Source organism: Citrobacter sp. GW821-FHT02E08, assembly GCF_059421685.1.
The window spans coordinates 1-24405 of sequence record NZ_JBWKVL010000013.1 but is presented as its reverse complement, the minus strand read 5'-3'; the positions used below and the strand labels follow the sequence as shown (position 1 = coordinate 24405).

The 24405-nt window shown below is 49.5% G+C and carries 22 protein-coding genes and 3 pseudogenes; 10 read left to right on the top strand and 15 right to left on the bottom strand.

Annotated elements, in window-relative coordinates; all coding sequences use genetic code 11:
- The first annotated feature begins 23 nt into the window (after window positions 1-23).
- Window positions 24-374, top strand: a complete 351-nt coding sequence (locus tag AC07UY_RS16155) for a GFA family protein (protein WP_494660178.1) — start codon at window positions 24-26, stop codon at window positions 372-374.
- On the opposite strand, the gene AC07UY_RS16150 is transcribed toward AC07UY_RS16155, so the two are convergent.
- From AC07UY_RS16150 to sad, 7 genes are all read right to left on the bottom strand, one after another.
- Window positions 337-1251: a bestrophin family protein gene (locus AC07UY_RS16150; protein ID WP_304521073.1), complete on the bottom strand. Its 915-nt coding sequence runs from the start codon at window positions 1249-1251 to the stop codon at window positions 337-339. The two genes, AC07UY_RS16155 and AC07UY_RS16150, sit on opposite strands and share 38 nt — an antisense overlap.
- Window positions 1252-1474: 223 nt before the next feature.
- A complete protein-coding gene (locus tag AC07UY_RS16145; RefSeq protein ID WP_494660179.1) occupies window positions 1475-2929 on the bottom strand; it encodes a tagaturonate reductase in 1455 nt (484 codons plus the stop codon).
- 106 nt (window positions 2930-3035) lie between these two features.
- The gene (locus tag AC07UY_RS16140; protein ID WP_494701556.1) at window positions 3036-3563 is read right to left on the bottom strand and encodes a GNAT family N-acetyltransferase; all 528 of its coding nucleotides are present in this window, start codon (window positions 3561-3563) and stop codon (window positions 3036-3038) included.
- A gap of 86 nt (window positions 3564-3649) precedes the next feature.
- Complete coding sequence (locus tag AC07UY_RS16135) at window positions 3650-5086, bottom strand: sensor domain-containing diguanylate cyclase (protein ID WP_494701555.1); 1437 nt, start codon at window positions 5084-5086, stop codon at window positions 3650-3652.
- A gap of 214 nt (window positions 5087-5300) precedes the next feature.
- Window positions 5301-5660 (bottom strand): DUF4186 domain-containing protein, encoded by a 360-nt coding sequence (locus AC07UY_RS16130; RefSeq protein ID WP_494660181.1) that lies wholly within the window; start codon window positions 5658-5660, stop codon window positions 5301-5303.
- Complete coding sequence (gene glsB / locus AC07UY_RS16125; RefSeq protein ID WP_203357873.1) at window positions 5660-6586, bottom strand: glutaminase B; 927 nt, start codon at window positions 6584-6586, stop codon at window positions 5660-5662. Before glsB ends, AC07UY_RS16130 begins: the two co-directional genes overlap by 1 nt.
- 110 nt (window positions 6587-6696) lie before the next feature.
- On the bottom strand, window positions 6697-8085 hold the full coding sequence (gene sad / locus AC07UY_RS16120) for a succinate-semialdehyde dehydrogenase (RefSeq protein ID WP_494660182.1): 1389 nt from the start codon (window positions 8083-8085) through the stop codon (window positions 6697-6699).
- Window positions 8086-8187: 102 nt separating this feature from the next.
- On the opposite strand from sad, the gene ptrR reads away from it, so the two are divergent.
- Window positions 8188-9054, top strand: a complete 867-nt coding sequence (ptrR, locus tag AC07UY_RS16115; RefSeq protein ID WP_494701554.1) for a putrescine utilization regulator PtrR — start codon at window positions 8188-8190, stop codon at window positions 9052-9054.
- Window positions 9055-9264: 210 nt separating this feature from the next.
- Complete coding sequence (locus AC07UY_RS16110) at window positions 9265-10461, top strand: sugar transporter (RefSeq protein ID WP_494701553.1); 1197 nt, start codon at window positions 9265-9267, stop codon at window positions 10459-10461.
- Window positions 10462-10504: 43 nt separating this feature from the next.
- Here the strand turns inward: AC07UY_RS16110 and AC07UY_RS16105 are convergent, their stop codons facing one another.
- Window positions 10505-11170 (bottom strand): MarC family NAAT transporter, encoded by a 666-nt coding sequence (locus AC07UY_RS16105; protein WP_192612175.1) that lies wholly within the window; start codon window positions 11168-11170, stop codon window positions 10505-10507.
- A gap of 259 nt (window positions 11171-11429) precedes the next feature.
- On the opposite strand from AC07UY_RS16105, the gene marR reads away from it, so the two are divergent.
- The 3 genes from marR to marB are packed head-to-tail and all read left to right on the top strand — an operon-like array spanning window position 11430 to window position 12515.
- The gene (gene marR / locus AC07UY_RS16100) at window positions 11430-11864 is read left to right on the top strand and encodes a multiple antibiotic resistance transcriptional regulator MarR (RefSeq protein ID WP_203357877.1); all 435 of its coding nucleotides are present in this window, start codon (window positions 11430-11432) and stop codon (window positions 11862-11864) included.
- Between the two features lie 18 nt (window positions 11865-11882).
- Entirely contained in the window at window positions 11883-12263 is a 381-nt protein-coding gene (gene marA / locus AC07UY_RS16095) for an MDR efflux pump AcrAB transcriptional activator MarA (RefSeq protein ID WP_192612173.1), read from the top strand.
- A 33-nt stretch (window positions 12264-12296) separates the two neighbouring features.
- Window positions 12297-12515, top strand: a complete 219-nt coding sequence (gene marB, locus AC07UY_RS16090; RefSeq protein ID WP_203357878.1) for a multiple antibiotic resistance protein MarB — start codon at window positions 12297-12299, stop codon at window positions 12513-12515.
- A gap of 31 nt (window positions 12516-12546) precedes the next feature.
- Here marB and eamA read toward each other — a convergent pair whose 3' ends face one another.
- Complete coding sequence (gene eamA / locus AC07UY_RS16085; protein WP_494701552.1) at window positions 12547-13446, bottom strand: O-acetylserine/cysteine exporter; 900 nt, start codon at window positions 13444-13446, stop codon at window positions 12547-12549.
- Between the two features lie 198 nt (window positions 13447-13644).
- Here eamA and ydeE point away from each other — a divergent pair, with 198 nt between their 5' ends.
- From ydeE to AC07UY_RS16070, 3 genes are all read left to right on the top strand, one after another.
- Window positions 13645-14832: an efflux MFS transporter YdeE gene (gene ydeE / locus AC07UY_RS16080; protein WP_494701551.1), complete on the top strand. Its 1188-nt coding sequence runs from the start codon at window positions 13645-13647 to the stop codon at window positions 14830-14832.
- Between the two features lie 273 nt (window positions 14833-15105).
- Window positions 15106-15201 (top strand): protein MgtS, encoded by a 96-nt coding sequence (mgtS, locus tag AC07UY_RS16075; protein WP_000901367.1) that lies wholly within the window; start codon window positions 15106-15108, stop codon window positions 15199-15201.
- On the top strand, window positions 15201-15401 hold the full coding sequence (locus AC07UY_RS16070; protein ID WP_494660187.1) for a hypothetical protein: 201 nt from the start codon (window positions 15201-15203) through the stop codon (window positions 15399-15401). The genes mgtS and AC07UY_RS16070 overlap by 1 nt, the downstream gene beginning before the upstream one ends.
- A gap of 107 nt (window positions 15402-15508) precedes the next feature.
- Here the strand turns inward: AC07UY_RS16070 and AC07UY_RS16065 are convergent, their stop codons facing one another.
- The 6 genes and pseudogenes from AC07UY_RS16065 to AC07UY_RS16040 all read right to left on the bottom strand — a co-directional run bounded on the left by AC07UY_RS16065 (window position 15509) and on the right by AC07UY_RS16040 (window position 20287).
- The gene (locus tag AC07UY_RS16065; RefSeq protein ID WP_494701550.1) at window positions 15509-16375 is read right to left on the bottom strand and encodes a diguanylate cyclase; all 867 of its coding nucleotides are present in this window, start codon (window positions 16373-16375) and stop codon (window positions 15509-15511) included.
- A gap of 382 nt (window positions 16376-16757) precedes the next feature.
- A pseudogene (locus tag AC07UY_RS16060) lies at window positions 16758-17003 on the bottom strand (M3 family metallopeptidase); the annotation flags it as partial.
- A gap of 66 nt (window positions 17004-17069) precedes the next feature.
- Window positions 17070-18752, bottom strand: coding sequence for a DUF1302 domain-containing protein (locus tag AC07UY_RS16055; protein ID WP_494701549.1), 1683 nt, complete (start codon window positions 18750-18752; stop codon window positions 17070-17072).
- Between the two features lie 326 nt (window positions 18753-19078).
- Window positions 19079-19283, bottom strand: a pseudogene (locus AC07UY_RS16050) (DDE-type integrase/transposase/recombinase); the annotation flags it as partial.
- Window positions 19265-19441 (bottom strand): hypothetical protein, encoded by a 177-nt coding sequence (locus AC07UY_RS16045; RefSeq protein ID WP_494701548.1) that lies wholly within the window; start codon window positions 19439-19441, stop codon window positions 19265-19267. The pseudogene AC07UY_RS16050 and the gene AC07UY_RS16045, both read right to left, overlap by 19 nt.
- 404 nt (window positions 19442-19845) lie before the next feature.
- Window positions 19846-20287: pseudogene (locus AC07UY_RS16040) on the bottom strand (tyrosine-type recombinase/integrase).
- A 302-nt stretch (window positions 20288-20589) separates the two neighbouring features.
- Here AC07UY_RS16040 and eruA point away from each other — a divergent pair.
- The gene (eruA, locus tag AC07UY_RS16035) at window positions 20590-24333 is read left to right on the top strand and encodes an NACHT domain-containing antiphage protein EruA (RefSeq protein WP_494701547.1); all 3744 of its coding nucleotides are present in this window, start codon (window positions 20590-20592) and stop codon (window positions 24331-24333) included.
- Window positions 24334-24405 lie beyond the last annotated feature (72 nt).

The following is a 24405-nucleotide window of genomic DNA, read 5'->3' as shown; positions in this document are numbered from 1 at the left end:
ACACAAATTTCAGGAGATGGGCGATGACGAAAGTGTACACCGGCGGCTGCCTCTGCGGTTTTATCCGTATTAGTGCCCGCTCGCCCAGAAATCCTCACACCTGCTCATGCACGCTCTGTCAAAAGCACACGGGAGCGCACAGCGTCAGATGGTTAGAATTTGATACTCAGGATGTCCAATGGACAGGAAAAGGCGGTAAACCGGCGACGTGGCGCTCATCTGAATTCTCCAGCAGAGCTTTTTGCTCCCGTTGCGGAAGCTCGATAGGCGCGATTGATGATGCGCCCACCATTGCTCTCTTAACCGGCTGTTTTGATGATGCTGTCGATGCGGAATTTACGTCAGCTGATAATGCCGGTCGGGGATGTGTTTGACCGGGATAGTTGCCTCATCGTTCATCTGCAACAAATCAATTTCGATGGCATTGCAGATGGCATCCAGCGGCAGATCGTTATTTTCAGTACCAAACGGATCTTCAAGTTCTTCAGCCAGCGTATCGAGCGAAATAAACGTATAGGAAATCAGCACTGAAATAAACGGCGTCATATAGTGCAAATCCATCACCAGCGCGAAGGGCAACATAATACAAAACAGATACACTGTGCGATGCAAAATGAGCGTGTACGCAAAAGGAATGGGCGTATTCGCGATGCGTTCGCAGCCTGCCAGCACCGCCGACATATCGTTTAACCTATTGTTTAAACTGTGAAATAATATATCAGACAGTTGCCCTTCCCGCCGACGAACCGCCAGCCACTCCCCCATCAACAATAAAATGCGGTTTGCCGGTGAATGGGAAGCAAAAACGCGCTGAAGATCCTCGGTACTGAGGTATTTCGCCAGCGGCTCTGCCTGCGGCTGTCGGCGTAACGTCATGCGTAAACAGTGTGCAAAGGCGATCTGCAAACGGACAAACTGCCCTAATTCACGATCGTCTGGCAACGTGGTTTTCACTTCACGCAGTAACGAGCGGGAAGCAATCATCAATTGCCCCCACAAATGCCGGGCCTCCACGTAACGCGCATAGCAGGCATTGTTGCGAAAACCCAAAAATATGGCGATGGCGACACCGAGAATACTGAAAGGCGCAAGGGTAAATTTGATACCCAGCATCGTATACCACGGCAGCATGATGATAACCGCGATAGAGAGTATGAAATTCAGTAGCAGTCGGGAGAAGATCTTGGATAAAACCGAGCCGTGCCAGACGAAAATCTGGCGGAGCCAGTGCTGTTGAGGTCGAACAATCATGATTATCTTCGGAAAATGGGAAAGCGGGGACATTAAACGTGATCGCGATCAATGTTGCAAGTTTCTCTAAAAAGAGAGCCAGCCCCTTTTCTTGCTGTCAGACACTTTCAGCGCAGGTGCTGCAAACCGGCTGAGTAAAATAAAACATCATTGTATGTTGTAACTAATGATGTTTTATTAAAAAACCCGGCCGCAACCGGGTTAACCTTTCAGAGAGCCGCAATTAGCACAGTGGTTTCACCGCGTCGCGCATCCCTTTCGTCAGGATGGCATCCAGGCAGGCACTGACCTGATCGACCAGACCGGAAACCTGAGTCAGGTCCTGTTCCCAGTGTTCTTCCACCGCCAGCACGGTATTGACCAGCTCATGCGTGCTGATCGCACCGTCGCGATGCTGATTCCACAGTTGCTGGTAGCGTTCGATCCAGTGCGCATCGTCCTGAACCGGATAAGACTCCCCGTTACGTTCTGCGCGATAAAACGCAATCAGCGCGGCCAGCGCAAACGTCAGACGCGCGGGTAATGTTCCTTCGGTCTGCTGCTGCCCAGCCAGTAACTGAGGTAAAATTCGGGTGCGGAATTTCGTCATTCCGTTCAGCGCGATAGAAAGGAGCTGATGCTTGATGTACGGATTACGGAAACGCCCTGTCACCGCACTGGCAAAAGAAATCAGCTCATCACGGGGAAGATCGAGTACCGGGATAATTTCTTCATAAATGGCTTTTTCAACAAAAGCACAGATCTCAGCGTCGTTCATCGCTTCGCCAACGGTATCCAGACCGGCCTGGAATGCCACCGGAACCAGTGCAGTATGCGCGCCATTCAGAATGGCAACCTTACGCTCTTTGTAAGGCTTAATGTCATCAACGATCAGTACATTCAGCGGGTATTTATCAAGACGTAACTCAGACGCCAGTGACTTCGGCCCCTGGATCACAAACAGGTAGAAATGTTCGGCGGTGTCGAGAAACGCATCGTGGTAACCCAGCGATTCTTCAAGTTGCGCCACTTCATCACGCGGGTAACCGGTCACAATGCGGTCCACCAGCGTCGAGCAGAAGGCGTTTGCCTGATCCAACCACAGCAAGAATGCCTCAGGAAGCGCCCACTCTTTTGCGTAGCGTTGAACCAGCTCTCGTAACGCATCGCCATTATAGTCAATCAGCTCGCAAGGAATGATTATCCAGCCTTTATCAGCCGCCCCGGCAAAGTGCGTGTAGCGCTCAAACAGCAGTCGGGTCAGTTTCGCCGGATAACTGACTGCAGGTGCGTCTTCGAATTTATCACCTGCGTGGTAGCTGATCCCGGCTTCTGTCGTGTTGGAGAAAACAAAGCGGATGTCAGGGTTATGCGCCAGTTTCAGGAACTCATCATATTCGCCATACACGCTGATTTCACGGTTCACTGAGCGGATCAGGCGGGCATCGCTGACCGCTTCGCCATTTTCGTTCAAACCGCGAATGATGGTGGTGTAGAGACCGTCTTGCGTACTGAGTGACGGAGGGAATGTGCTTTCGATGGGACGGACAATCACCACACCGGCATTCAAATCGGTATGCTCGTTCAGCAGATCAACTTGCCAGTCAACAAAGGCACGCAGGAAGTTCCCCTCGCCAAACTGAATGATACGCTCAGGATAATGGGCGCCAGGAAAATCGCGACGGTTTAGAGTTTTCACTATGGGTTCCCTTTTGGATTAGTCATACAACCTGATTAAATTGGTAGAACAGGTTAGCAAACTTTAATACAATGAACCCCTGTTTTGATCAACTCTCAAACACAAATCACAGGTATTTGTAGAAAACCGTGGTGCTAGTCAGCTTTCCGTCTGGCATCTGCGCGTAATCGGGTATCTCCCCCGCTTTCAGCCAGCCACAATTTTGGTAGAACAACTCTGCGTTACTTCCCGTTGCGGTATCCAGCACCAGCAACGATTTCTGATTTTGCTTTGCGCAGTTTTCCAGCATCTCCATTAAACGCCTGGCGACACCACCCCGGCGCGCGGATGAGTGAACCAACAGCTTGGCCACGTCGGCACGGTGCGGTTGATTTTCAGGTTGATCAAGCAAGAGTTGTACCGTACCGACGATCACCCCCGCGGCATTTTCAGCCGCCAGGACAATGCGCTCGCCACCAGCAACCCCTTGCGCGACGTTCGTCCAGAAAGGCAGGGATTTTTCACGACCAAAGGGCAATACAAAACTGACGGACGCGCCTTGATTGACGCAATCCTCAAGCACATCGCTCAGTTCATTGATTCTGTTGCGGATACGCTCAGCATCGAGGATAAAGTACGAATGAGTGGCAGCCATAGAGTCTCCTTGATTGACTGCACTACCCTGCACTGATCCTTTATTCTCTACAAGCGCGGCAACCATAGGATTGTGTTATGTTTCACTTACACCGCCTCATTACCGGGCACAATTTCTGCATTGTCGAACCTGGCGCTGGTTCGGTTACGCCCCTCTTTTTTCGAGCGATATAAACATTCGTCGGCTTCAACGATAAGGGTATTAAACAGATCAGCTAAAGCGTGTGATTCGGTTCTTCCGCTACCCAAACCGATACTCACGGTCAGATAAAGGGTTTTCTGCTGCCAGCTAAAAGGCTGTAACTCAACCGCTTTACGGATTTTTTCCGCCAGTTGTATTCCCTCATTGCTATCCACAGAAGAGGCAACTACAGCAAACTCTTCACCGCCCATTCGGGCCACCAGTCCTTTGTCGCCGACAATTTTTTGCACGTGGCGAGCAAAGGTGCTTAACACCTGATCGCCGCACTCATGGCCGAAATTGTCATTAATCTGTTTGAAATAATCGATATCCAGCAGCATTACCGTCACGTGCTGTGGTTTCTGTTGTTCCTGTTTTTTAAGTGCTTCAAATAAACCGGAACGGGAATATACCCGCGTCAAATAGTCGAAATCGGCCCGTAAAGAGACTTGTTTTATCAGCGAATTGATTGCCGAAACGCTGACCGCAACCATCACCGGGCAAATCGCCATCGTGGCAATCCCCAGTCGTGCTGAGAACATGTGCGGCGCCGAAAGCGGTGAAGCCACAGAGATATTGATAATCGAATTAGCAACCAGGATTATCTCAACCGCCCCGGTCATAAAGGTCAACAGACAGGTAACCTGCGTAGGATAACGCACCGCACACCAGATAAGCGCGGGCAGCGGAAAGGCCAGGCTCCCTGCTCCACCAATGATCACCGAGGCCGCCACAGAGACTATTAACGCCACAACCGGCATTATCTGTTCCGGTTTAAACCGTGTAAATGTCCCTGGCAAAGAGAGCGTCAGCATACAGGGTATAATCAATACGCCAGTAGAGAATTGTTCGCTAAACCAATCGGCAAACAGCGGCCAGAATGATTGACTGTCAATGCCAGTCGATCCTGTCGCGCCTATTAACGCACACAGCAAAGCGGCAAACAGACAATAATTGAACAGACGCAAGGCATTTATTGGTTCGTACGTATTGTTACCCCGTCGTTTATCCCACAATATCAGTTGAGCAAAGGTAATAATAAAGGCCATATTAGATAAATTAATGATTAGCGACACCCGTCCCCAATCAGTCGTTATCGCATCATACGCCAGCATGGCGACATAACAAACGGCATAGTAATGAAGACGGTTCAGCCAGACATAACGGGCAAACACCCCTGCCATCACGCCATTGAGAGGCCAAAACAGAGACAACGCCTCAACGAGACGCAATTGCGCGCCAATAAAATAAAATAGCGTGGTGACCATAAAAATGGCGAAAGCATTACGTAACGGATTATTTTCTTGAAACAGACGAAATGAGGAGGTAACGAGTGCGTGCATTAAATATCTATCCATATAATTGCCACTGGCAATTATTTCGACATAACGGAGTAATCTAATTAAGCATAGCATGCTTTATTTGCAAAAATGACTCACCCACGCAGGGGCGCATCACGTTATATTGTAAAATAGAGGAATTGTAACTATTTAAACCACAATATTTTCACGAGTTATTTTGTGGTTATTACCGCCCCACCGGGAATCGTTTATTTTGTTATGACTGATTCATCTGGATAACTAACCAATGATGAATCACCGCCACAACATACTGTTGCTGCTCCTCGCTGAGCGGTTGCCCCTGAGGGATTTGGTGCCATTTTTCCAGACAGCCGCGACAACAGGTTGCCGTGGCATGCTGAGCAATAAAAACGGGATGACCGCGCATGGGCGTTTGCTTGCCATCATTGGCAGGCATCGCCGGGGCCAGTCGTTTCGCCACAAAGTCTGCCGCATGTTGATCGATGACCTGCGCCCCTTTATCCCAGCAATACTGTCTCTCTTTCGCGCCAAGATGAAACCGGGAACGAAATGTGGAACGAGATAGCCGGGTAAACAGAGTGTCTGGCACGTTCATCAGTAGACTGAGCGTCCTAATTGTTGAGTCAGCTGTTCAAGTACGGCGATACCTGCCAGGGAGTTTCCGGCGGTATCCAGCTCAGGACTCCAGACGGCGATCGCCATTTCATGCGGCACAATCGCAACAATGCCGCCGCCAACGCCCGATTTCGCGGGCAGCCCGACTCGCCAGGCAAACTCCCCAGAGTTCTGATACATTCCGCTGGTTGCCATCAGCGCGTTGATTTGTCTGGCCTGCATCGGCGTCACCACCGGGTCATTAAGATGAAAAGCGTGTCCCTGGTTCGCCAGAAAAACAAACGTGCGGGCCAGTTCAACGCAATTCATTTTCAGCGCGCAATAGTGGAAATAATTCTGCAAAACCGTGGTGACATCATGCTGAAAATTACCGAATGATTTCATCAGCCAGGCAATCGCCGCATTACGCGCCGAATGCTCGAACTCCGAACGGGCCACGGTAGAATCATAGACAATATCAGGAACGCCGCTCAGTACGCGCACCACCTCAAGCATACGCTGACGCGGGGCGCTCAGCCGTCCTTGTAGCATGTCGCAGATAACCAACGCACCGGCGTTGATAAAAGGATTGCGTGGAATGCCCTGCTCCATCTCCAGCTGCACCAGCGAATTGAAGGGAGAACCCGAAGGATCTTTTCCCACCCGCTGCCAGATCTCATCTTCCTGGTAGTGACGCATAGCCACTGCCAGACTCAGCACCTTCGAAATAGACTGAATGGAAAAGCGTTCCTGCGAATCACCGGCCTGATAGAGTTGTCCATCAACGGTACAAATGGCGATACCCAGTTTTGATCCATCGACGGTGGCTAACGCAGGAATATAGTCGGCAACTTTTCCCTGACCAATTAACGGGCGAACCTGCGCCAGAATGGTCTCTAATACTGAATTGTCCATGGCCCTGGCCACACTATGCTCCTTGCCCGCAGGTCTGAATAGGTCTGCGAGTATAACAGAGCTGAATATGCGACGTCAGGCCGGGAGAGACATTTGCGCCTCCTGACGAGGCGCTTCATGCATCAGACGCGGTTTTTCCAGACCGTCTGGACGTTACAAAACTCATGCAAACCAAAATGGGAAAGCTCACGGCCAAAACCGCTTTTCTTCACCCCGCCAAATGCCACCCGCGCATCGCTGGCGCTATAGCCATTGATAAACACGCCGCCGCATTCCAGCTGGCTGGCCATTTCCTGGGCGCGCGTTTCATCGGCGGTGAAAATCGTCGCCGACAGACCGAAATCACTGTCATTGGCAAGTTGTAAGGCATGCCCGGCACTCTTCGCCACCGTGATTGCCGCCACCGGACCAAACAGCTCCTGGCGAAATGCCGTCATTTCAGGCGTCACATCACCCAAAACCGTTGCCGGATAGTAGTTGCCTTCCCCGGCGATTTTTTCCCCGCCCAGCAATAAACGCGCACCTTCTGCGACCGACGCCATCACCTGTTGATGGAGTTCATCACGCAAATCAAAACGCGCCATCGGTCCGAGATTGTTTTCCTCGTCAAACGGGTTACCCATTTTCAAGGCCGCCGCCGCGGCGACGAAGCGTTCGGTAAACCCGCGGGCAATGCCTTCTTCGACAATAAAACGTTTCGCGGCAGCACAAACCTGTCCGGTATTCTGATAACGGCCAGCAACGGCCGCTTTCACCGCCAGGTCCAGGTCGGCATCGTTCAACACAATAAACGGATCCGAACCGCCCAGTTCCAGCACGCACTTTTTCAGCGCCGCCCCTGCCTGAGCGCCAATAGCAGCGCCAGCGCGAACGCTGCCGGTGACTGTGACCGCCGCAATACGCGGATCATTAATCATCTGGCTGACGCCCGCATTGCTGGCGTTGAGCCAGCCGTAAACACCTTCAGGTATCCCCGCGTCAGCAAAAATATCGGCAATCAGCCCTGCACATCCCGTCACGTTCGGGGCATGCTTTAAGAGATAGCCATTACCCGCCAGCAGGATGGGGATCGCCCCACGCAGCACCTGCCAGAGCGGAAAGTTCCACGGCATCACCGCCAGAATGGTTCCCAGCGGGCGATACTCAATCACCGCTTGCTGATTTTCCACCAGCGTCGGCTCAGGTTTAAGCATTGCAGGACCGTGTTCCGCATACCAGTCGCACAGGCTGGCGGATTTTGCCACTTCGCCGCGCGCCTGGGCGATCGGTTTCCCCATCTCACGCGTAATGCATTGCGCCATCTCTTCAGCCCGCAGTCGCAATGCCTGCCCGACATTGCGCAGTTTCTGCGCCCGGTGCGCGACCGTCGTGCGCTTCCATGCGGCAAAACCACTGGCGGCCAGAGTGAGGGCCTGCTCAATTTCGCTGTCGCTACTCCAGGGCATAGCCGTCAAATGCGCTCCCGTTGCCGGGTCCACTGAAATGGCATGTGTCGCTGATGTCGGGTTCATAGGTTTCTCTCTTTATCACAGGGGATGGCGATATCATGACCCCGTTTACTCTTTCTGAAAATTGAATAATATTAACCACACCATTCACAAATAGAGAAAGCCATGGATCTGACGCAACTGGAAATGTTCAATGCTGTCGCCCAGACGGGCAGCATTACCCAGGCCGCCGCGAAAGTGCATCGTGTCCCCTCTAACCTCACGACACGCATTCGCCAGCTTGAAGCCGATCTCGGGGTGGATCTGTTTATTCGCGAGAATCAGCGTCTGAGGCTTTCTCCGGCAGGCCATAACTTTTTGCGTTATAGCCAGCAGATCCTGGCATTGGTCGATGAAGCGCGGATGGTGGTTGCCGGTGATGAACCGCAAGGACTGTTCTCCCTCGGCGCGCTGGAAAGTACGGCGGCCGTGCGCATTCCCGCCACGCTCGCCGAATATAACCAGCGTTATCCTAAGATCCAATTTGCCTTATCCACCGGACCTTCCGGCACCATGCTGGAGGGCGTACTGGAGGGTAAACTGAATGCCGCCTTTGTGGATGGCCCCATTACCCACCCCGGTCTTGAAGGGATGCCTGTCTACCGTGAAGAGATGATGATTGTCACCCCGTGCGGTCACCGCGCCGTGCACCGTGCCAGTGATGTTAACGGCAGTAATATTTACGCGTTTCGCGCGAACTGCTCGTACCGCCGTCATTTTGAAAGCTGGTTTCATGCCGATCGCGCCACACCGGGTACGATTCACGAAATGGAGTCCTATCATGGGATGCTGGCATGCGTTATCGCCGGTGCGGGCATCGCGTTGATTCCTCGCACGATGTTAGAAAGTATGCCCGGACACCATCAGGTCGACGCCTGGCCGTTAACTGAGGAGTGGCGCTGGCTGAATACCTGGCTGGTTTGGCGACGCGGCGCAATGACCCGACAACTTGAAGCCTTTATGGAACTGCTGCCTCCTCAAACGCGCTCATAGTATTAGCGTATCGCGGGTGTGCGCGGCACAGAGAGCAAGTCAATTTGTGACAACGTCACCACCAGCAATGCGTACACGGAGCGTTCAGAAGTGGTGTCACTTTTTTAGCGACTAAAAAACGTGACACTAATCACAAAGTGATTGTGTTTTCGCCAGAAAACGTTTTAAGATCCTGATCTAACCCTTTCGCAATAAGCCCCATTACTTTTTATGTCAACACGCATTGTTTCCCGTAAAGTCGCGTGGCTACGGGTCGTTACGCTTGCTATTGCGGCTTTTATCTTCAATACCACCGAGTTTGTCCCCGTCGGCTTACTCTCTGATATTGCGCAAAGCTTTCATATGCAGACGGCACAGGTCGGCATTATGCTGACTATCTACGCCTGGGTTGTGGCGCTGATGTCACTTCCCTTTATGCTACTGACAAGCCAGGTGGAACGACGCAAACTGCTGATCTGTTTGTTTGTGCTGTTTATTGCCAGCCATGTGCTCTCATTTCTGGCGTGGAATTTTACCGTTCTGCTCATCAGCCGTATCGGCATCGCCTTTGCGCACGCCATTTTCTGGTCGATCACCGCCTCACTCGCCATCCGCCTGGCCCCTGCCGGTAAACGTGCACAGGCATTGAGTCTGATCGCCACCGGAACCGCACTGGCAATGGTGCTCGGGATCCCTATAGGGCGCATTGTTGGGCAATATTTTGGCTGGCGTACGACTTTCCTGGCTATCGGCATGGGCGCGCTGGTCACGCTCGTGTGTCTGTTCAAGCTCCTGCCCACCTTGCCCAGCGAGCATTCCGGTTCGCTGAAAAGCCTGCCGTTACTGTTTCGCCGCCCTGCGCTGATGAGTCTTTATCTGTTGACGGTGATTGTGGTGACCGCCCATTACACGGCGTACAGCTATATCGAGCCGTTTGTGCAAACCGTGGCCGGGTTGAGCGCCAACTTTGCCACCGTGCTGTTGCTCATTCTCGGCGGTGCCGGGATCGTCGGCAGCGTGGTGTTTGGTAAGTTGGGCAATCGGCATGCCTCCTCACTCATTACCTTTGCCATTGTCCTGCTGGTGGGGTGTCTGCTCCTTCTGCGCTCTGCCGCCGACAGCGAAACACACCTGGCAATATTGAGCATCTTCTGGGGGATTGCCATCATGGTTATAGGTCTGGGTATGCAGGTGAAAGTGCTGGCGCTGGCGCCGGATGCCACCGATGTCGCGATGGCCTTGTTCTCCGGCATCTTTAATATCGGTATTGGTGCGGGCGCGCTGGTGGGTAATCAGGTGAGTTTACACTGGTCGATGTCTGCCATCGGCTATGTCGGTGCCGTTCCGGCGGTTATCGCGTTAGTCTGGTCAGTGATAATTTTTCGCCGCTGGCCTGTCTCGCTGGAGGAACAGCCACAACCGCAGTGACAGGAACGAAAAGGCCCGACGTTTTTGCGCCGGGCCGTAGACGTTAATGATAGGTTTTAATAATTTCCAGAATACCGTTAATGATAAACTGTACGCCCATACAGACCAGCAGGAAGCCCATCAAGCGCGAAATTGCTTCAATTCCCCCTTTGCCGACCAGACGCATAATAGCCCCGGAACTGCGCAGGCTACCCCACAGAATGAGCCCCACAATGGCAAAGATCAGCGGCGGTGCGACAGCAATCACCCAGCCAGGAAAATCGGAACCATCACGCACGGTTGAGGCCGAACTGATGATCATAGCAATCGTACCTGGACCCGCCGTACTTGGCATGGCCAGTGGCACGAAGGCAATATTGGCCGACGGTTCGTCTTCCATCTCTTCAGATTTGCTTTTCGCTTCCGGCGACTCGTGCGCTTTCTGCTGTGGAAAGAGCATTCTGAAACCGATAAAGGCGACAATTAATCCCCCGGCAATCCGCAGCCCGGGAATCGAAATGCCAAACGTATTCATGACTAACTGACCGGCGTAATACGCCACCATCATAATCGCGAACACATAAATCGACGCCATCATCGACTGATGATTACGCTCTGCGCTGTTCATATTCCCGGCAAGTCCGAGGAACAGCGCCACGGTCGTCAGTGGGTTAGCGAGCGGCAGCAGAACAACCAGACCCAGCCCTATCGCTTTAAACAATTCTATCATTGGTAATCTCTTCTCCAGTCGCTCTTCAGTTAGCGGCAAGTATAAGTTCAAATGAGCGCTGACCGCCATTTCAGCGATGTAAGCATTCATTTTCCCATCTCATCTATAAACTGTAATTATCATTAAGTTATTAAAAGCTAAACCATCAGCGTCATGAACCGTTTTAGCAAATCGTGTCATCACACTATTCATTCATTTGACTTATACTTGCCTGGGCAATAGTATCTGCCGTGACTAACTACTTGCCGGGGCAACCATCGTGAAAAGCACCAGTGACCTTTTCAATGAAATCATTCCACTTGGCCGCTTGATCTACATGGTAAATCAGAAAAAAGATCGTTTGCTAAACGACTATCTGTCACCGCTGGATATCACCGCCTCGCAGTTTAAGGTGTTGTGTTCCATCCGTTGCGCGGAGTGCATTACCCCGGTTGAACTTAAGAAAGTGCTGTCTGTTGATCTCGGCGCATTGACGCGCATGCTTGACCGCCTGGTCTGTAAAGGCTGGATCGAAAGACTGCCAAATCCCAACGATAAACGCGGCGTGCTGGTGAAACTCACCGAACACGGCGCGACAATTTGTGAGCAATGTCATCAATTAGTAGGACAAGACCTGCACCAGGAACTAACAAAAAACTTAACGGCGGATGAAGTGGCAACACTTGAGTATTTACTCAAGAAAATCCTGCCGTAAACAGAAAGAGGTATGACGATGTCCAGACGCAACACTGACGCTATCACTATTCATAGCATTTTGGACTGGATCGAAGATAACCTGGAATCGCCGCTCTCACTGGAAAAGGTGTCAGAGCGTTCAGGTTACTCCAAATGGCACCTGCAACGGATGTTTAAAAAAGAAACCGGCCATTCATTAGGTCAATACATCCGCAGCCGCAAAATGACCGAGATAGCCCAGAAATTAAAAGAAAGTAACGAGCCAATTTTGTACCTGGCTGAGCGTTACGGCTTTGAGTCGCAGCAAACGCTGACCCGGACGTTCAAAAACTACTTTGATGTGCCGCCGCATAAGTTCCGCATCACCAATATGCACGGCGAATCCCGGTATTTGCTGCCACTCAATCAGTGTCATTGATAATCGCCTGTTAACGACGTAATCGAGGAAATCATGAAATTTTTGTCTTCTGCAATGCTGGCTCTGTTGCTTGTGGTCTCCGGCCAGAGTGTTGCGGAACAAACTGCCCAGCCCACAACACAAACGAATCGCGATGTGATGATCATACCCACTGCGCACGATCAATCCCCTTTCGATTTCAATCATATGGGGGCTGGCAGCGATAAGTCCGACGAGTTAGGCGTACCCTATTACAATCGGTATGACCTCTAATTCGTTTTGCCCCGTCACTGCGGGGCTTTTTTTATCCTCTTGCCGGTGCCGGTTTGCGTAAACGAAAACCGAACACATTGATATACAGCCCCGCCATAATCAGCACCGCGCCCAATAATTGTAGTCCGGTCAACGTTTCATCCAGCAGCACAGCGGCACTGGCCAACCCAACCACCGGAACTAACAGGGATAACGGCGCCACACGCCAGGTTTCATAACGCCCCAACAGCGTGCCCCAAATCCCGTACCCGACAATGGTGGCAACAAAGGCAAGGTAGACCAGCGATAACACCGTCGTGGTATCAAGGCTGACCAGGCTTTGCATCATGCGATCGGAGCCGTCCAGAAACAGCGAGGCGAGGAAAAACGGAATAATCGGGATCAACGCGCTCCAGACCACCAGCGACATGACAGCCGGGCGCTGCGCATGCTGCATGATCTTTTTATTAAAGATATTCCCGCACGCCCAACTGAGCGCAGCAGCCAGGGTGAGCATAAACCCGGTCATCGCCACATGTTGCCCATTGAAGCTGGCTTCAATCAGCACCAGCACGCCAAAAATCGCCAGCGCAATGCCCGCCAGCTGTTTGCCCTGCAAACGCTCGCCAAACGCAAACGCCCCCAGAACAATGGTGAAAAAGGCCTGTGCCTGTAATACAAGCGACGCCAGTCCGGCGGGCATACCGAAGTTGATGGCGCAAAACAGAAAAGCAAACTGCCCAAAGCTTATCGTCAGACCGTAACCCAGCAGAAGCTTGAGCGGGACTTTGGGGCGGGCAACAAAGAAAATCGCCGGGAACGCCACCAGCAGGAAGCGTAATCCCGCCAGCATCAGTGGCGGCATATTGTGCAATCCCACTTTGATGACGACAAAATTCAGCCCCCACACCACCACGACCAGTAAAGCCAACAGCCCGTCTTTACGCGACATCCCATGACCTCTGCAATTATTAAATTTTTGTAAACAAGTTAACTTAGCGGAAATCGTTCTCCTGCAACAGATCATTAATTCAGGTAGGCCGTACGAGGCACTTTCGGACAACTTATAAGGTATACATCACAATTTTGCCGTGCTATTCCTTTCTGACAGTTAACAAAAACAAAACAACACGCATTGTCAGGCAGGAAAATGAACACCACTCTGAGACGGTCAACCCTTGCATTACTCGCCTCATCGCTATTGCTGACCATTGGTCGTGGCGCCACGCTACCGTTCATGACCATTTATCTGAATCGCCAGTATGCGCTGAGTGTCGACCTGATTGGCTATGCCATGACGGTGGCGCTAACCATCGGCGTGATCTTCAGTCTTGGTTTCGGCATTCTGGCGGATAAATTCGATAAAAAACGCTACATGCTGGTGGCGATTTGCGCGTTTGCCTTCGGGTTTATCGCGATCCCGCTGGTGCATAGCGTCACCCTGGTGGTACTGCTGTTTGCGCTGATCAACTGCGCCTATTCCGTTTTTGCCACCGTACTGAAAGCCTGGTTTGCCGATAACCTCTCTGCTACCGCGAAAACCAAAATTTTTTCGCTCAATTATACCGTGCTCAACATCGGCTGGACCGTTGGGCCGCCGCTCGGCACTCTGCTGGTGATGCAAAGCATTAACCTGCCTTTCTGGCTGGCGGCCGTCTGTTCGGCCTTCCCGCTGGTGTTTATTCAGACATGGGTTACACGGTCAATGCCCCCTGTCGATAGCATGAACACCGCAGTGTGGTCGCCGTCGGTGCTGCTGCGCGATAAAGCATTGCTCTGGTTTACCCTCTCCGCGTTTCTCGCTTCGTTCGTGGGCGGCGCGTTTTCATCCTGTATCTCCCAGTATGTGATGGTCGTCGCTGACGGTGATTTTGCCGAGAAAGTTGTCGCCGTGGTGTTACCGGTGAACGCCGCCATGGTGGTCAGCCTGCAATATGCCCTCGGGCGCAGGCTCAGTGCCGCGAATATCCGCCCGCTGATGGCAGCAGGCACTCTGTGCTTCATTATTGGGCTGGTGGGTTTTATGTTCTCCGGAAACAACCTGATCCTGTGGGGCGTTTCTGCCGCCGTCTTTACCCTCGGTGAAGTGATCTACGCACCGGGGGAATATATGTTGATCGACAATATTGCCCCTGCGGGCATGAAAGCGAGCTACTTCTCTGCACAGTCGCTTGGCTGGCTGGGCGCGGCATTTAACCCGTTAGCCAGTGGCATTATTTTAACCACGCTTCCCGCCTGGTCGCTGTTTGCGGTACTGATTGTCGCCATTGGTCTGGCATGGGTGATGATGCTTAAAGGCATGCGTGTTAAACCCTGGCAGCAGCCAGCAACCTGTTAAATCATCAACCACCGTGCAGGCGTCGTGCTTGCACGGTCATGTCGCCATCATTCCTGATAAAGAATGCCTGATTAATACCCACCTTAATTCTCCCAGCATCGCCATTTTGGTTACTCTTTTTCATATTTCGCGCCATCGTACAGTCAAAAAATTTACGCTGAATTTGAAATAATCACCTAATTCATCTTTTGTTTAGGTTCATGCTGATAAGATTAATGTCAACGAGATGCAATAAAGGTAGACGAGGAAACACACCAAAACAGGAGACATCATATGCTGGGTAATATGAACGTTTTTATGGCGGTACTGGGAATAATTTTATTTTCCGGATTTCTGGCCGCGTACTTCAGCCACAAATGGGATGACTGATGAACGGAGATAACGCTACGCCGACATGGCCCCTTGTTGCATCACTGCACAAGGGGCCATTTTTTTACCTGGATAACGGGCAAAAAAAACCGCCGGATAAACCAGCGGTCAATGCTTGCATGGATAGATTTGTATTTTGCTTTGTGCGTTATCTGGCAATTCCCTGCGAAGACAACGGATCGCATACACCTTATCACTGACAATCTCAATGAAGGTTAAACAATACGGAACTAAGTCAGCCAACAGCCTGTTTTGTAAATGCCGGGTAAACGGGTTCACGACGGATAATCCGGGTAATTTTTTGCTGCTAATCCATAAACATGCAGCGATTTCTGCCCGTCTGCTTACCCTCATACATCGCCCGGTCCGAGCGCCCCAGCACCACATCCAGAGGTTCCCCAGGTTGCGCCCGGGTTACCCCTCCAGTCACAGTGATGTTAATCTCACCACTAGGGTAGTGAATGCTGTTTTCGGCGATTAAGTGGCAGATACGCATTCCAGCCTGACACGCCATATCGTCGGTCTGTGCTCTGATGATGATAATGAATTCTTCACCACCGTAGCGGTACGCCGTTTCGTCATGCCGGGTCCACGCTGAGAGATTCGACGCCAGTGTCCGTAACACAACATCGCCAACCAGATGACCATAAGTGTCATTAACGGACTTGAAGCGATCGATATCCAATAAAAACAGATATAAATTAGAGGGGCTGGCATCAATAAGCTGGCGGTCAAAAGACTCATCCAGAACACGTCGCCCCGGTAATCCCGTCAATATATCCATATTGCTCCGGATATTAAGCAAGTATATTTTGTAGTCTGTCACTGCGGCAGTGAACGCTAACAATGCGTCCTGAAATTGCTCAAAATGTTCTGGCAGCCATCTTTTTTCGACAATCGCCAATAGCAAAACACGGCCACTGGCATGCATTTTGGTATGTGCTGCATTTATCTGATAGAGATATCCCGTCTCATCGGTGTCACGTGCTGGATGATTATTCAACCATTTCCCAAACTCGCACAAACAATGTGAGTCAACATGCGTAATTTCTGGCTGAGTTATATCAGATGAAGCCACGCAGCGAAACATTTTGACCAGCCACTTATAGTGGGCATCAATAGATTGATTCAGACTCAGTAAAATTACATCTATTTCGGCGGTTTTTCTAATCATCGTTCCTCCCCACTCATACATCCCTGATGTTATAGAGTCTAGCGATAGAAAAGCATATTTTTGTCAATTTAATCATAGAAACCCAACCATAGAATGCGGTCATTCACAACACTATGATTTTAAACAAAAGCTAAACAAAAAAAGTAGATAATCCTAAACCAGTAATAAAAATTCCAGGTAATATCCGTCATCTTTCTGGCTATTTGCGCGACAGTCCGAATTAATGAAGGGATAAATATAAAAATGAATAGCTCAATTTTCGCGCAAAGTATTCACTATTCAATTACTCGATATTTGCGAAATTCATATCAACAATAATATGTTTGTGGAACCACCAGGATTCATGATCGGGTATTACCCCGATCATGCAGAATAAGAACGACTGACTTAACCCGCGATGAAGCAGCATCGAATCAATTCGCGGTTCCTGCCCTCGCCACGCCGAACAGAGCTGTTCCAAATCCGTACTGTTGCCCCGTGACAAAATCACCTCCCGAAAGCGCTGGCCATTTTCACGCGGTAATCCGCAATGCTCGACAAACCACTGATAGCCATCATCTGCCAGCATTTGCGTCCAGAGATAGGCGTAATACCCTGCCGCATAACCGCCGCCAAAAATATGGGCGAAGCTCCGAAGGCCGCGCGAGAATGGATGCGGCAGGATAAATACGTCAGCTTGAGTCAAGTGTGTCGTTTAGAACTTGATCCTGGAGGTTAGCCACAGGGTCTCACGATCACTAAGTAAGCTCGTCAGGCCAGCATACGAGGAGATCGTCCCGCTCGGTGTCGTCACGAATGGGCCGAAGAAATCGGTGTATTTCAATTCAATCTGATACCTGGACTGCACCATCGCGCTAAGACCAATAGAATAATTGCCCGTGTGCGCATTGCCCCCTAGTGGGACGGCAGATTCGCCTTTGAGGCCGACTGCATATGTCAATGGCATTGCCAGGTCAATCCCAGGGAACACCTGGTCCCAGGTTGGCATAAAGTTCAGGTTCAAACTAAAGAAATCACGAGTAGACTTATCGATGCCGGTGTACGCAGGATTACCACGATATTGCGCATATCCCTCGGTCACCGATAGTAAGCGGTCCCAAGCCAGTTCGGCCACTACCGTAGCGCTATCGAAGAAAGGCGTATTTCCGATTCCATTCACCCCGTTCAACACGGTATGAAAGGTCTTGCCAATCGCCCCACCGGTTTGACCATCCTGTGGCATCGCGCCGATGAAACCAGGCGTGCCTGCTTTAACTGGCGACACCGTGAGGACTTGCTGGCTATTCAGAGGCATGTTTCGGCGGTAGCTCAAATCCAGACCGACTTTCACTCCGGCAATGTCTTTGGACAGGCTAAAGCCGTAGATGTCGATATCGCCCGCATAGGTAATGGCGTATTGATTGGTTTTCTGGTTGAACACTACCGTATCCGGCAACTGATCTGCGGTGCGGCGGAAGAACAGCCCCATCGTACCTCCGAGCCAGCCAGGGCTCCACTTCACATTCAAACCAAAGTCTCCGACCTTATTTGGTGTCACATCATCGCCATGCGTAGCGAGATTACCGTTGGGCAGATATACGGTTTCACCGCCGTCTAACGCAAGGTCATACATGCCCATGTACGAACCGGACTCAGGAAAGCGTGCGTGCTGCCAGTCAAGGAAATATTCTGCGCCGAACGACCAGGTGGAGGAGACCACGTAATCAGCAGTCACCTGGTTACGTGGGAGAAATATTTCAGTACGCTCGCTGAGTGGTGAACCAAACATCATTCCGAGATCAATCGGAAACTGGCCGTAGTTGATTCCATGCAGCGGAGCAAACAAGCTATTCCCCCATGACTGCAGGCTTTTACCCACACTGAGATTGAGTTTCTGCTGGCCGAACTCGAAAGTATGATAGGCGTAAGCTTCCAGCAACTGGCCAGATGGGCCTTCCGCAAAGCGTTTAGTGTACGGGCTGAGAGCGCCGGCAGTCGGCTTACCGTCCACCAAAGTGTTCGGAGTATTATTATTACTCTCTGGATTGCTGTAGGCCGGGTCGTACCAGGCCGAACCGCTGACGCGAAACCCCGTCTTCTTTTGGTAATCCAACTGGAGTTCGCTTAATAGATTAAGGCGCTCGGTAACCATAGCCCCCTTGCCGAAGTTTAGATCTCCATCGTTGCTGTTGGGGCTGTGCGTGATAGCCTGATCTTGCCCGCCTATTCGCTTACCCAAATTGAGCCTTACGGTGTTGTTCCAGTGGACGTTCAGATCCGGGTTGTCGAAATTGAAGTCGAATGCCAGTGCAGACACCGAGAACAGAGCCGTCGCCACGGCGATGGTCAATTCAGGCAGATGCTTCTTGAAGTGCAAAGTGTCGTTTTTCTCTTGCATGGTTTTTCTCCTGCCTGAATGTAGCTAATCGCATTTGAAATCCCGCAAAATCGCATTTACCCTGTCCGGATTGCATTCCATTGCTCTGGCGTCACAATAACTGCATGCCCATCACAAGCATTCTGTCTCGCACCTCTGCAATTTTGGCGATTGGTAATTGACATTCTCTCCGGCCTAAAAAAGCCCGCCCCAGCGAAACCTCACTCTGATTCCCGCCCCCGTATACTCCCGTCTCCAGGCGGCCAGCGACATGCCGTACTGGTTGATGAACCAGCGGCATTGTTGCAAATTTTACAATGAGGTAGACCTATGTGTGATTGAAAGCCTTATATTTCAAAGACTCTGCTTACCAGACATCTCGCCCAGGGGATTACCATAAGAAAACGGCGAGATCTGGCCTCTGCATAGTGCATGCATCACCTCAATACCTTTGATTGTGCCGTAAGCTCTCTTCATGGACTTGAATCCCAGCGTGACGCCGATTATCCGTTTCACTTTGCCATGATCGCATTTTATGAAGTTATTACGGTACGAACTGGGCATCCCATAGCCAGGCAGGCAATTCGGCTGAGCGAGTAGCGCAGGTTCTCCATGTAGCGCAAAACCCGTTCGAGGTGCACTTCGTTGATCAGGTAGCGGGCCTCCTCCAGGTAGTTGGTCAGGGCCGCAATACGAACCATTGGGGTCATGCCGATCGCCTTCTTGTTCTTGTGGCTGCGTCGCACCGGGGGTTCTGTCACGAAATGACAGCTGCCGAACCTCATCAGAGCGAGTTTGGTTTGTTCGATGACGATAGATTTTATCGGAAGATTCAGTAAAGCGCGTACGCACTTTTATATGTCACCCAGAGGTGTTGGAAGCCACCGAGAGGCTCTAGCCCGCGTGGTGCGCGGGATCTGGCTGCGGAACCGCATGTCGGATGACGTTTGCACTGTCATCAGTTGAAAAGTTCTTGACGTTCAATGTGTAGTTGTAAGTATTCCTGAAATCCGCGCCATTCACTTTTAGAGATCTTCCGACATACTGATTATGTTCCCTGAGGAGATCGCTTTGCGTAAGATCCGATTCACTGAATCACTTCACCCTGATAACCTTAAACTTCGATCGATTCAGAGATCTCTAACGCATCATCGACTTCAATGCCCAGATAACGGACTGTGCTTTCCCGTTTCTTATGGCCCAACAGATGTTGGTTCACCCGGAGATTCTTGGTTTTCTTGTAGATTAGGTAAGGTTTTGTTCTTCTTATGGAATGTGTGCTGTAAAGCGAATCTTCGAGACCAGGCTTCTCTCCCCACCCATGAAGTATTCGGTTGTATTGCCTGGTTGATATGTGCCGGTTAGTTCCGACTCGAGACCGAAACAAGAAGTCTTTACTACGCAAATTGGCAAGCATTATCAATGCAGCAACAGCTTCTCTTGTCCCATTGGTTATCTAAAAGTTCCAGCCGGATTCGGATACCCCAGATATGAGATATCTGAAGTGGTCTTTTTTGGCCGATGATACGGTCTTTGTTCCACGGTGACGTGTTCATACTCAAATCTCCTGCATTGTGGGAGATTTGAGTATGGTTGTCCCTTATGAGCGACATGCAGCCCATGCAACGGAGCCAGCGTCATCCCGGACTCCATCAATGTATGAATGGTATCAGCACTCGACGCCCTAGCTACCAGTACTGCTCACTATGAGCCTGTCATGTAACCCAAAACGTGACATCATAGCAACCATGGTGGGTTAGATGGTTTACTGTATCGGCTGAAAGTCTATGGTAAATTTGGAGTAAAACCTGCCATACAGATTTGGTAGAACAAAAATAGATACTCAGGAACCTATAGAATGCTAAACAGGCAAGTCAGGCAAATCTATCCTCAACAGGATAAAGGTACCCAAACGGTGGTATTTAGTGATTATTCTGACTTTCCAAACATTGTTCTGCTTGGTGATCCCGGTGCTGGAAAAACGCACCTCTTCAAACAGTTTGCGGCATCTCAAGAGGCAAAATATCTGACAGTACGTCACTTCTTAAGTGGCGTAGCTATTGATAATCAGAAAACGTTATTCATCGATGCATTAGATGAGAAGAGGAGTGCCAGTAACAGTAGTGACGTTGTAGATGACATCGTCCGTAGGCTTTTTTCCCAAACGCCACAAAATGTCAGAATTTCTTGTCGCTCTCAGGATTGGTTAGGCGAATCAGACTTGTCAGCATTTTTACCCTATTTTGAGCAGACGGGAGGCTATGTTGTTTTACATTTGCAGTCGCTCTCAAAAGAAGAGCAGACTGCGATTCTACAAGCTAATGGTGTAGAACACCCCGAAGCGTTTCTGGCTGAAGCAGAAAAACATGCCGCCAGCGAATTTCTTTACAACCCACAAAATCTGATAATGCTGGCTGAAGCCGTTAAAGAAGGAAACTGGCCCCGTACAAGGTCTGAACTTTTCCACTCTGCGACACAGTTCCTTTTAACTGAACATAGCCAAGAGCATACGCGGCTAACTTCAGGAATTTATACCTGTGAGGAGCTAGAGTATCCTGCTGGATCAATTTGCGCGTTGCGCATATTGAGTGATGTTTCCGGGGTTTCTCTGCTTCCGAACGATATTCGACTAGAATACCCCAGTTACAGAACCATCACGTTCTTCTCACATGAAATAATTAGAGCGGCGTTATCGAGGCGGATTTTTTCTGCCGGAGATGAGCTTGAGACTGTTGAGTACAGTCACAGGACAATTGCTGAGTATTTAGCGGCAAAATGGTTAGCCGGGATCGTTGACAAAGGGCTACCCATGGGACGTTTGAGAAGTATGCTGGGATTTGAGGGGTATCCGTCTTCAGAATTGAGAGGTTTACACGCATGGCTAGCGGTTTTTTTACCGCAATACGCCCAGGTATTCATTGAAGCCGATCCTTACGGCGTTCTGACCTATGGCGATGCAGCTTCATTACCGATAGCACAAAAACAAAATCTACTGGTGGCGCTATCAAAACTTTCAGAACGTGATCCCTGGTTTAGAAATCACGGTCTCAATTCATATCTGAATGGCTTCGCGACAGTAGAAATGGAAACTCTGTTGCGACAGATAGTCCGCGATCCTCATTCGTCTTTTTCTCTGCGCATGATCGTTTTGGAATCCTTATCGGTAACTACACCGATAGTCACACTGAGCGATGACTTAATTAATATTGCCAAATCGGAGGATTCCTCGTATGCGGAAAAAGAGGAAGCAATAACGGCATTAATCCATTTTGGAGTGTCTGGCCAGAAATTTTCGGTACGTTTCTTTGCGGAATTAAAAGACAAAAATCATGACAGCATCCGGTTGCGCAACCATATTATTCAGTTGCTCTATCAAGATTACTTTGTACCGCAGGATATAGCACAATTGCTGGTTGATACATTAAATATAACCAATGAGCGATTACCGATAGGTGCATTATGGCAGCTGAAAAATATTGTACCGGCAGCTGATCTTCTCGCTATCTTTGAGCATCTCGATCGGTACCACACCGCTCATAGTAAAGACTGGTGTTCTTCAGCTAAAAATCATTATGAGATTGTGCATTTTCTGGAAGCTGGATTATTGCAGATACTCAGCGAGAAGAATGGTTACAGCGCATCTCAGATATGGTTGTGCCTAAAAACGTTCTATAGCTACTCCCATAATCACTACTATCGCGGTTATGACGATGTACAGAAATCTATCGTTCAGGAGATAAAAAATCGTAGCTGGCAATATGAAGATATTATAGACGCCGCCATTCTTTCATTTACACGCTATGATACTCTTTACTTGTTCTTACATGATTTTGCTGGAAGCACCTTCTATCTTATTCCTGATGAGATTTTGCTGGCACGATTTATCCACTATTTATCCCATGCCGAAGCTAGTTCAGATAAAACTGAATGTATTTATCGAATGACATTTGCGGTCCTTTACAGATGTACCAAGCCATCCCAAGAGACGTTTGAATTTCTTTCCGCGTACTGTCATTTAAATGTAAAGTTGACTACTGTGTTTGAGACTTCCATTGTCTGCGAGATTGACGATTGGCGAGTGAAACATAATCTTAGCCAAATAGAGTCTGAGAATGAACGAAATGCGGCTCGTTATGAAGATAGGCAGAGTTTTGAGTTATGTCGGCAGGAAATTGTATCGGGCCAACATTTGAATTGGCTCAAACATATTTCCTATATTTACTATTCGAAATACAGCGATGTTGATGACAAATTGACGCCAGTGCAGCGCTGTGCAGACATATTAGGTGCTGAAAACGTCACTGATGCAATATCCGGTCTTTTAGCGATTTTAAATCGTTCAGATCTGCCCACAATTGACGAGTTGAATTGTGCTTTGCTGAAGGGGGAGTATTACGGATGGTGGTATGCGGTACTTGCAGGAAGCGATGAATTATTTAAAAAACATCCTGATGTTATACAATGGAACGAAGATTTATTAACCACGCTATTGGCTCTGGATGTGGTATTAGCACTTTTCACCAAAGAAAATAATGTTGTAAGTGATTATTCATTACCGTGGAAAAAGGATGTGATACTTAACAAAACAGCATTTTTCATCAAAACCTATTACCACATTATCAATTTCTGCATTAATAATCAGTTGCAAGATATCCGTGCACTTAACTATCTGTTAAATGATACCTGCATTCCAATCGACTATGCCGTTCCTTTAATCATGACACTAGCTAAAGAGCACCCTGATGATGTTGTCCATTTACAAAACCTGGTGGGGTGGTTGTTAGCGAATCCTGAGAGTCATGCAGAGTTGTTGCAGTTATCTGAGTTGATGATAGCGCAACCCTCAAAACTTAAAAAGCCAAGTTATCAAATTTGGCTGGTATGTACTTATTTATTCGCTCCAGACCAGCGTCAGGATCTATTTTTATCTGAATCAAAATCCGCGCCGGAAATGATAGCGCTTATTCGTCAACTATCAGGTAAGGCGAAAAGAGGTCGTGGGAGTAGTGAGCAGCGTTTATCACTAACACAATTGGAAGCGATCATCACTGTCTCTGCTACTCATTTTCCTAATGCAGATCGCGTTGCAAGTAACGACTCTAACTCAGCAAACAATTGGGAGTATGCTGATTTTATCAAAAGATTGATTGATGACGTTTCTTCTTTTTCCTCATATGATGCCGGTGAAATATTTGACCGTTTATTATTACTGCCAGAATGTACAAGTTACCGGGATTATCTCTTGCACGCCCAAAGTAACCAGAAGGTGCGGTATCGGGAATCACAGTTTCAACACACTAACTGGAAGCAAGCGTTGAATACGCTGAAAAATCAGACCCCAGCTAATGTAATGGATCTTTATGCATTATTGTTAGATCATTTGCGGGATATCGCTAACCGAATTACTTATGAAAATACCGATATTTATAAACAGTTCTGGAATGAGAATGGCAATGGTCAAATTTTAGTGCCTAAGCCTGAAGAGAGCTGTCGGAATTTTTTTCTGGAGCTGCTTAGAGCACGACTCCATCCGTTACAAATAATTTGTGAGCCAGAAGGCCACATGGTTTCGGGTAAAAGGGCTGATATCATCATTTTGTAAATAGACCCGTTTTAGTTCCATGCATTTTTTGAGATCCCAGCCAAATAATGGTGTTGTCGATATTCCTCCGGC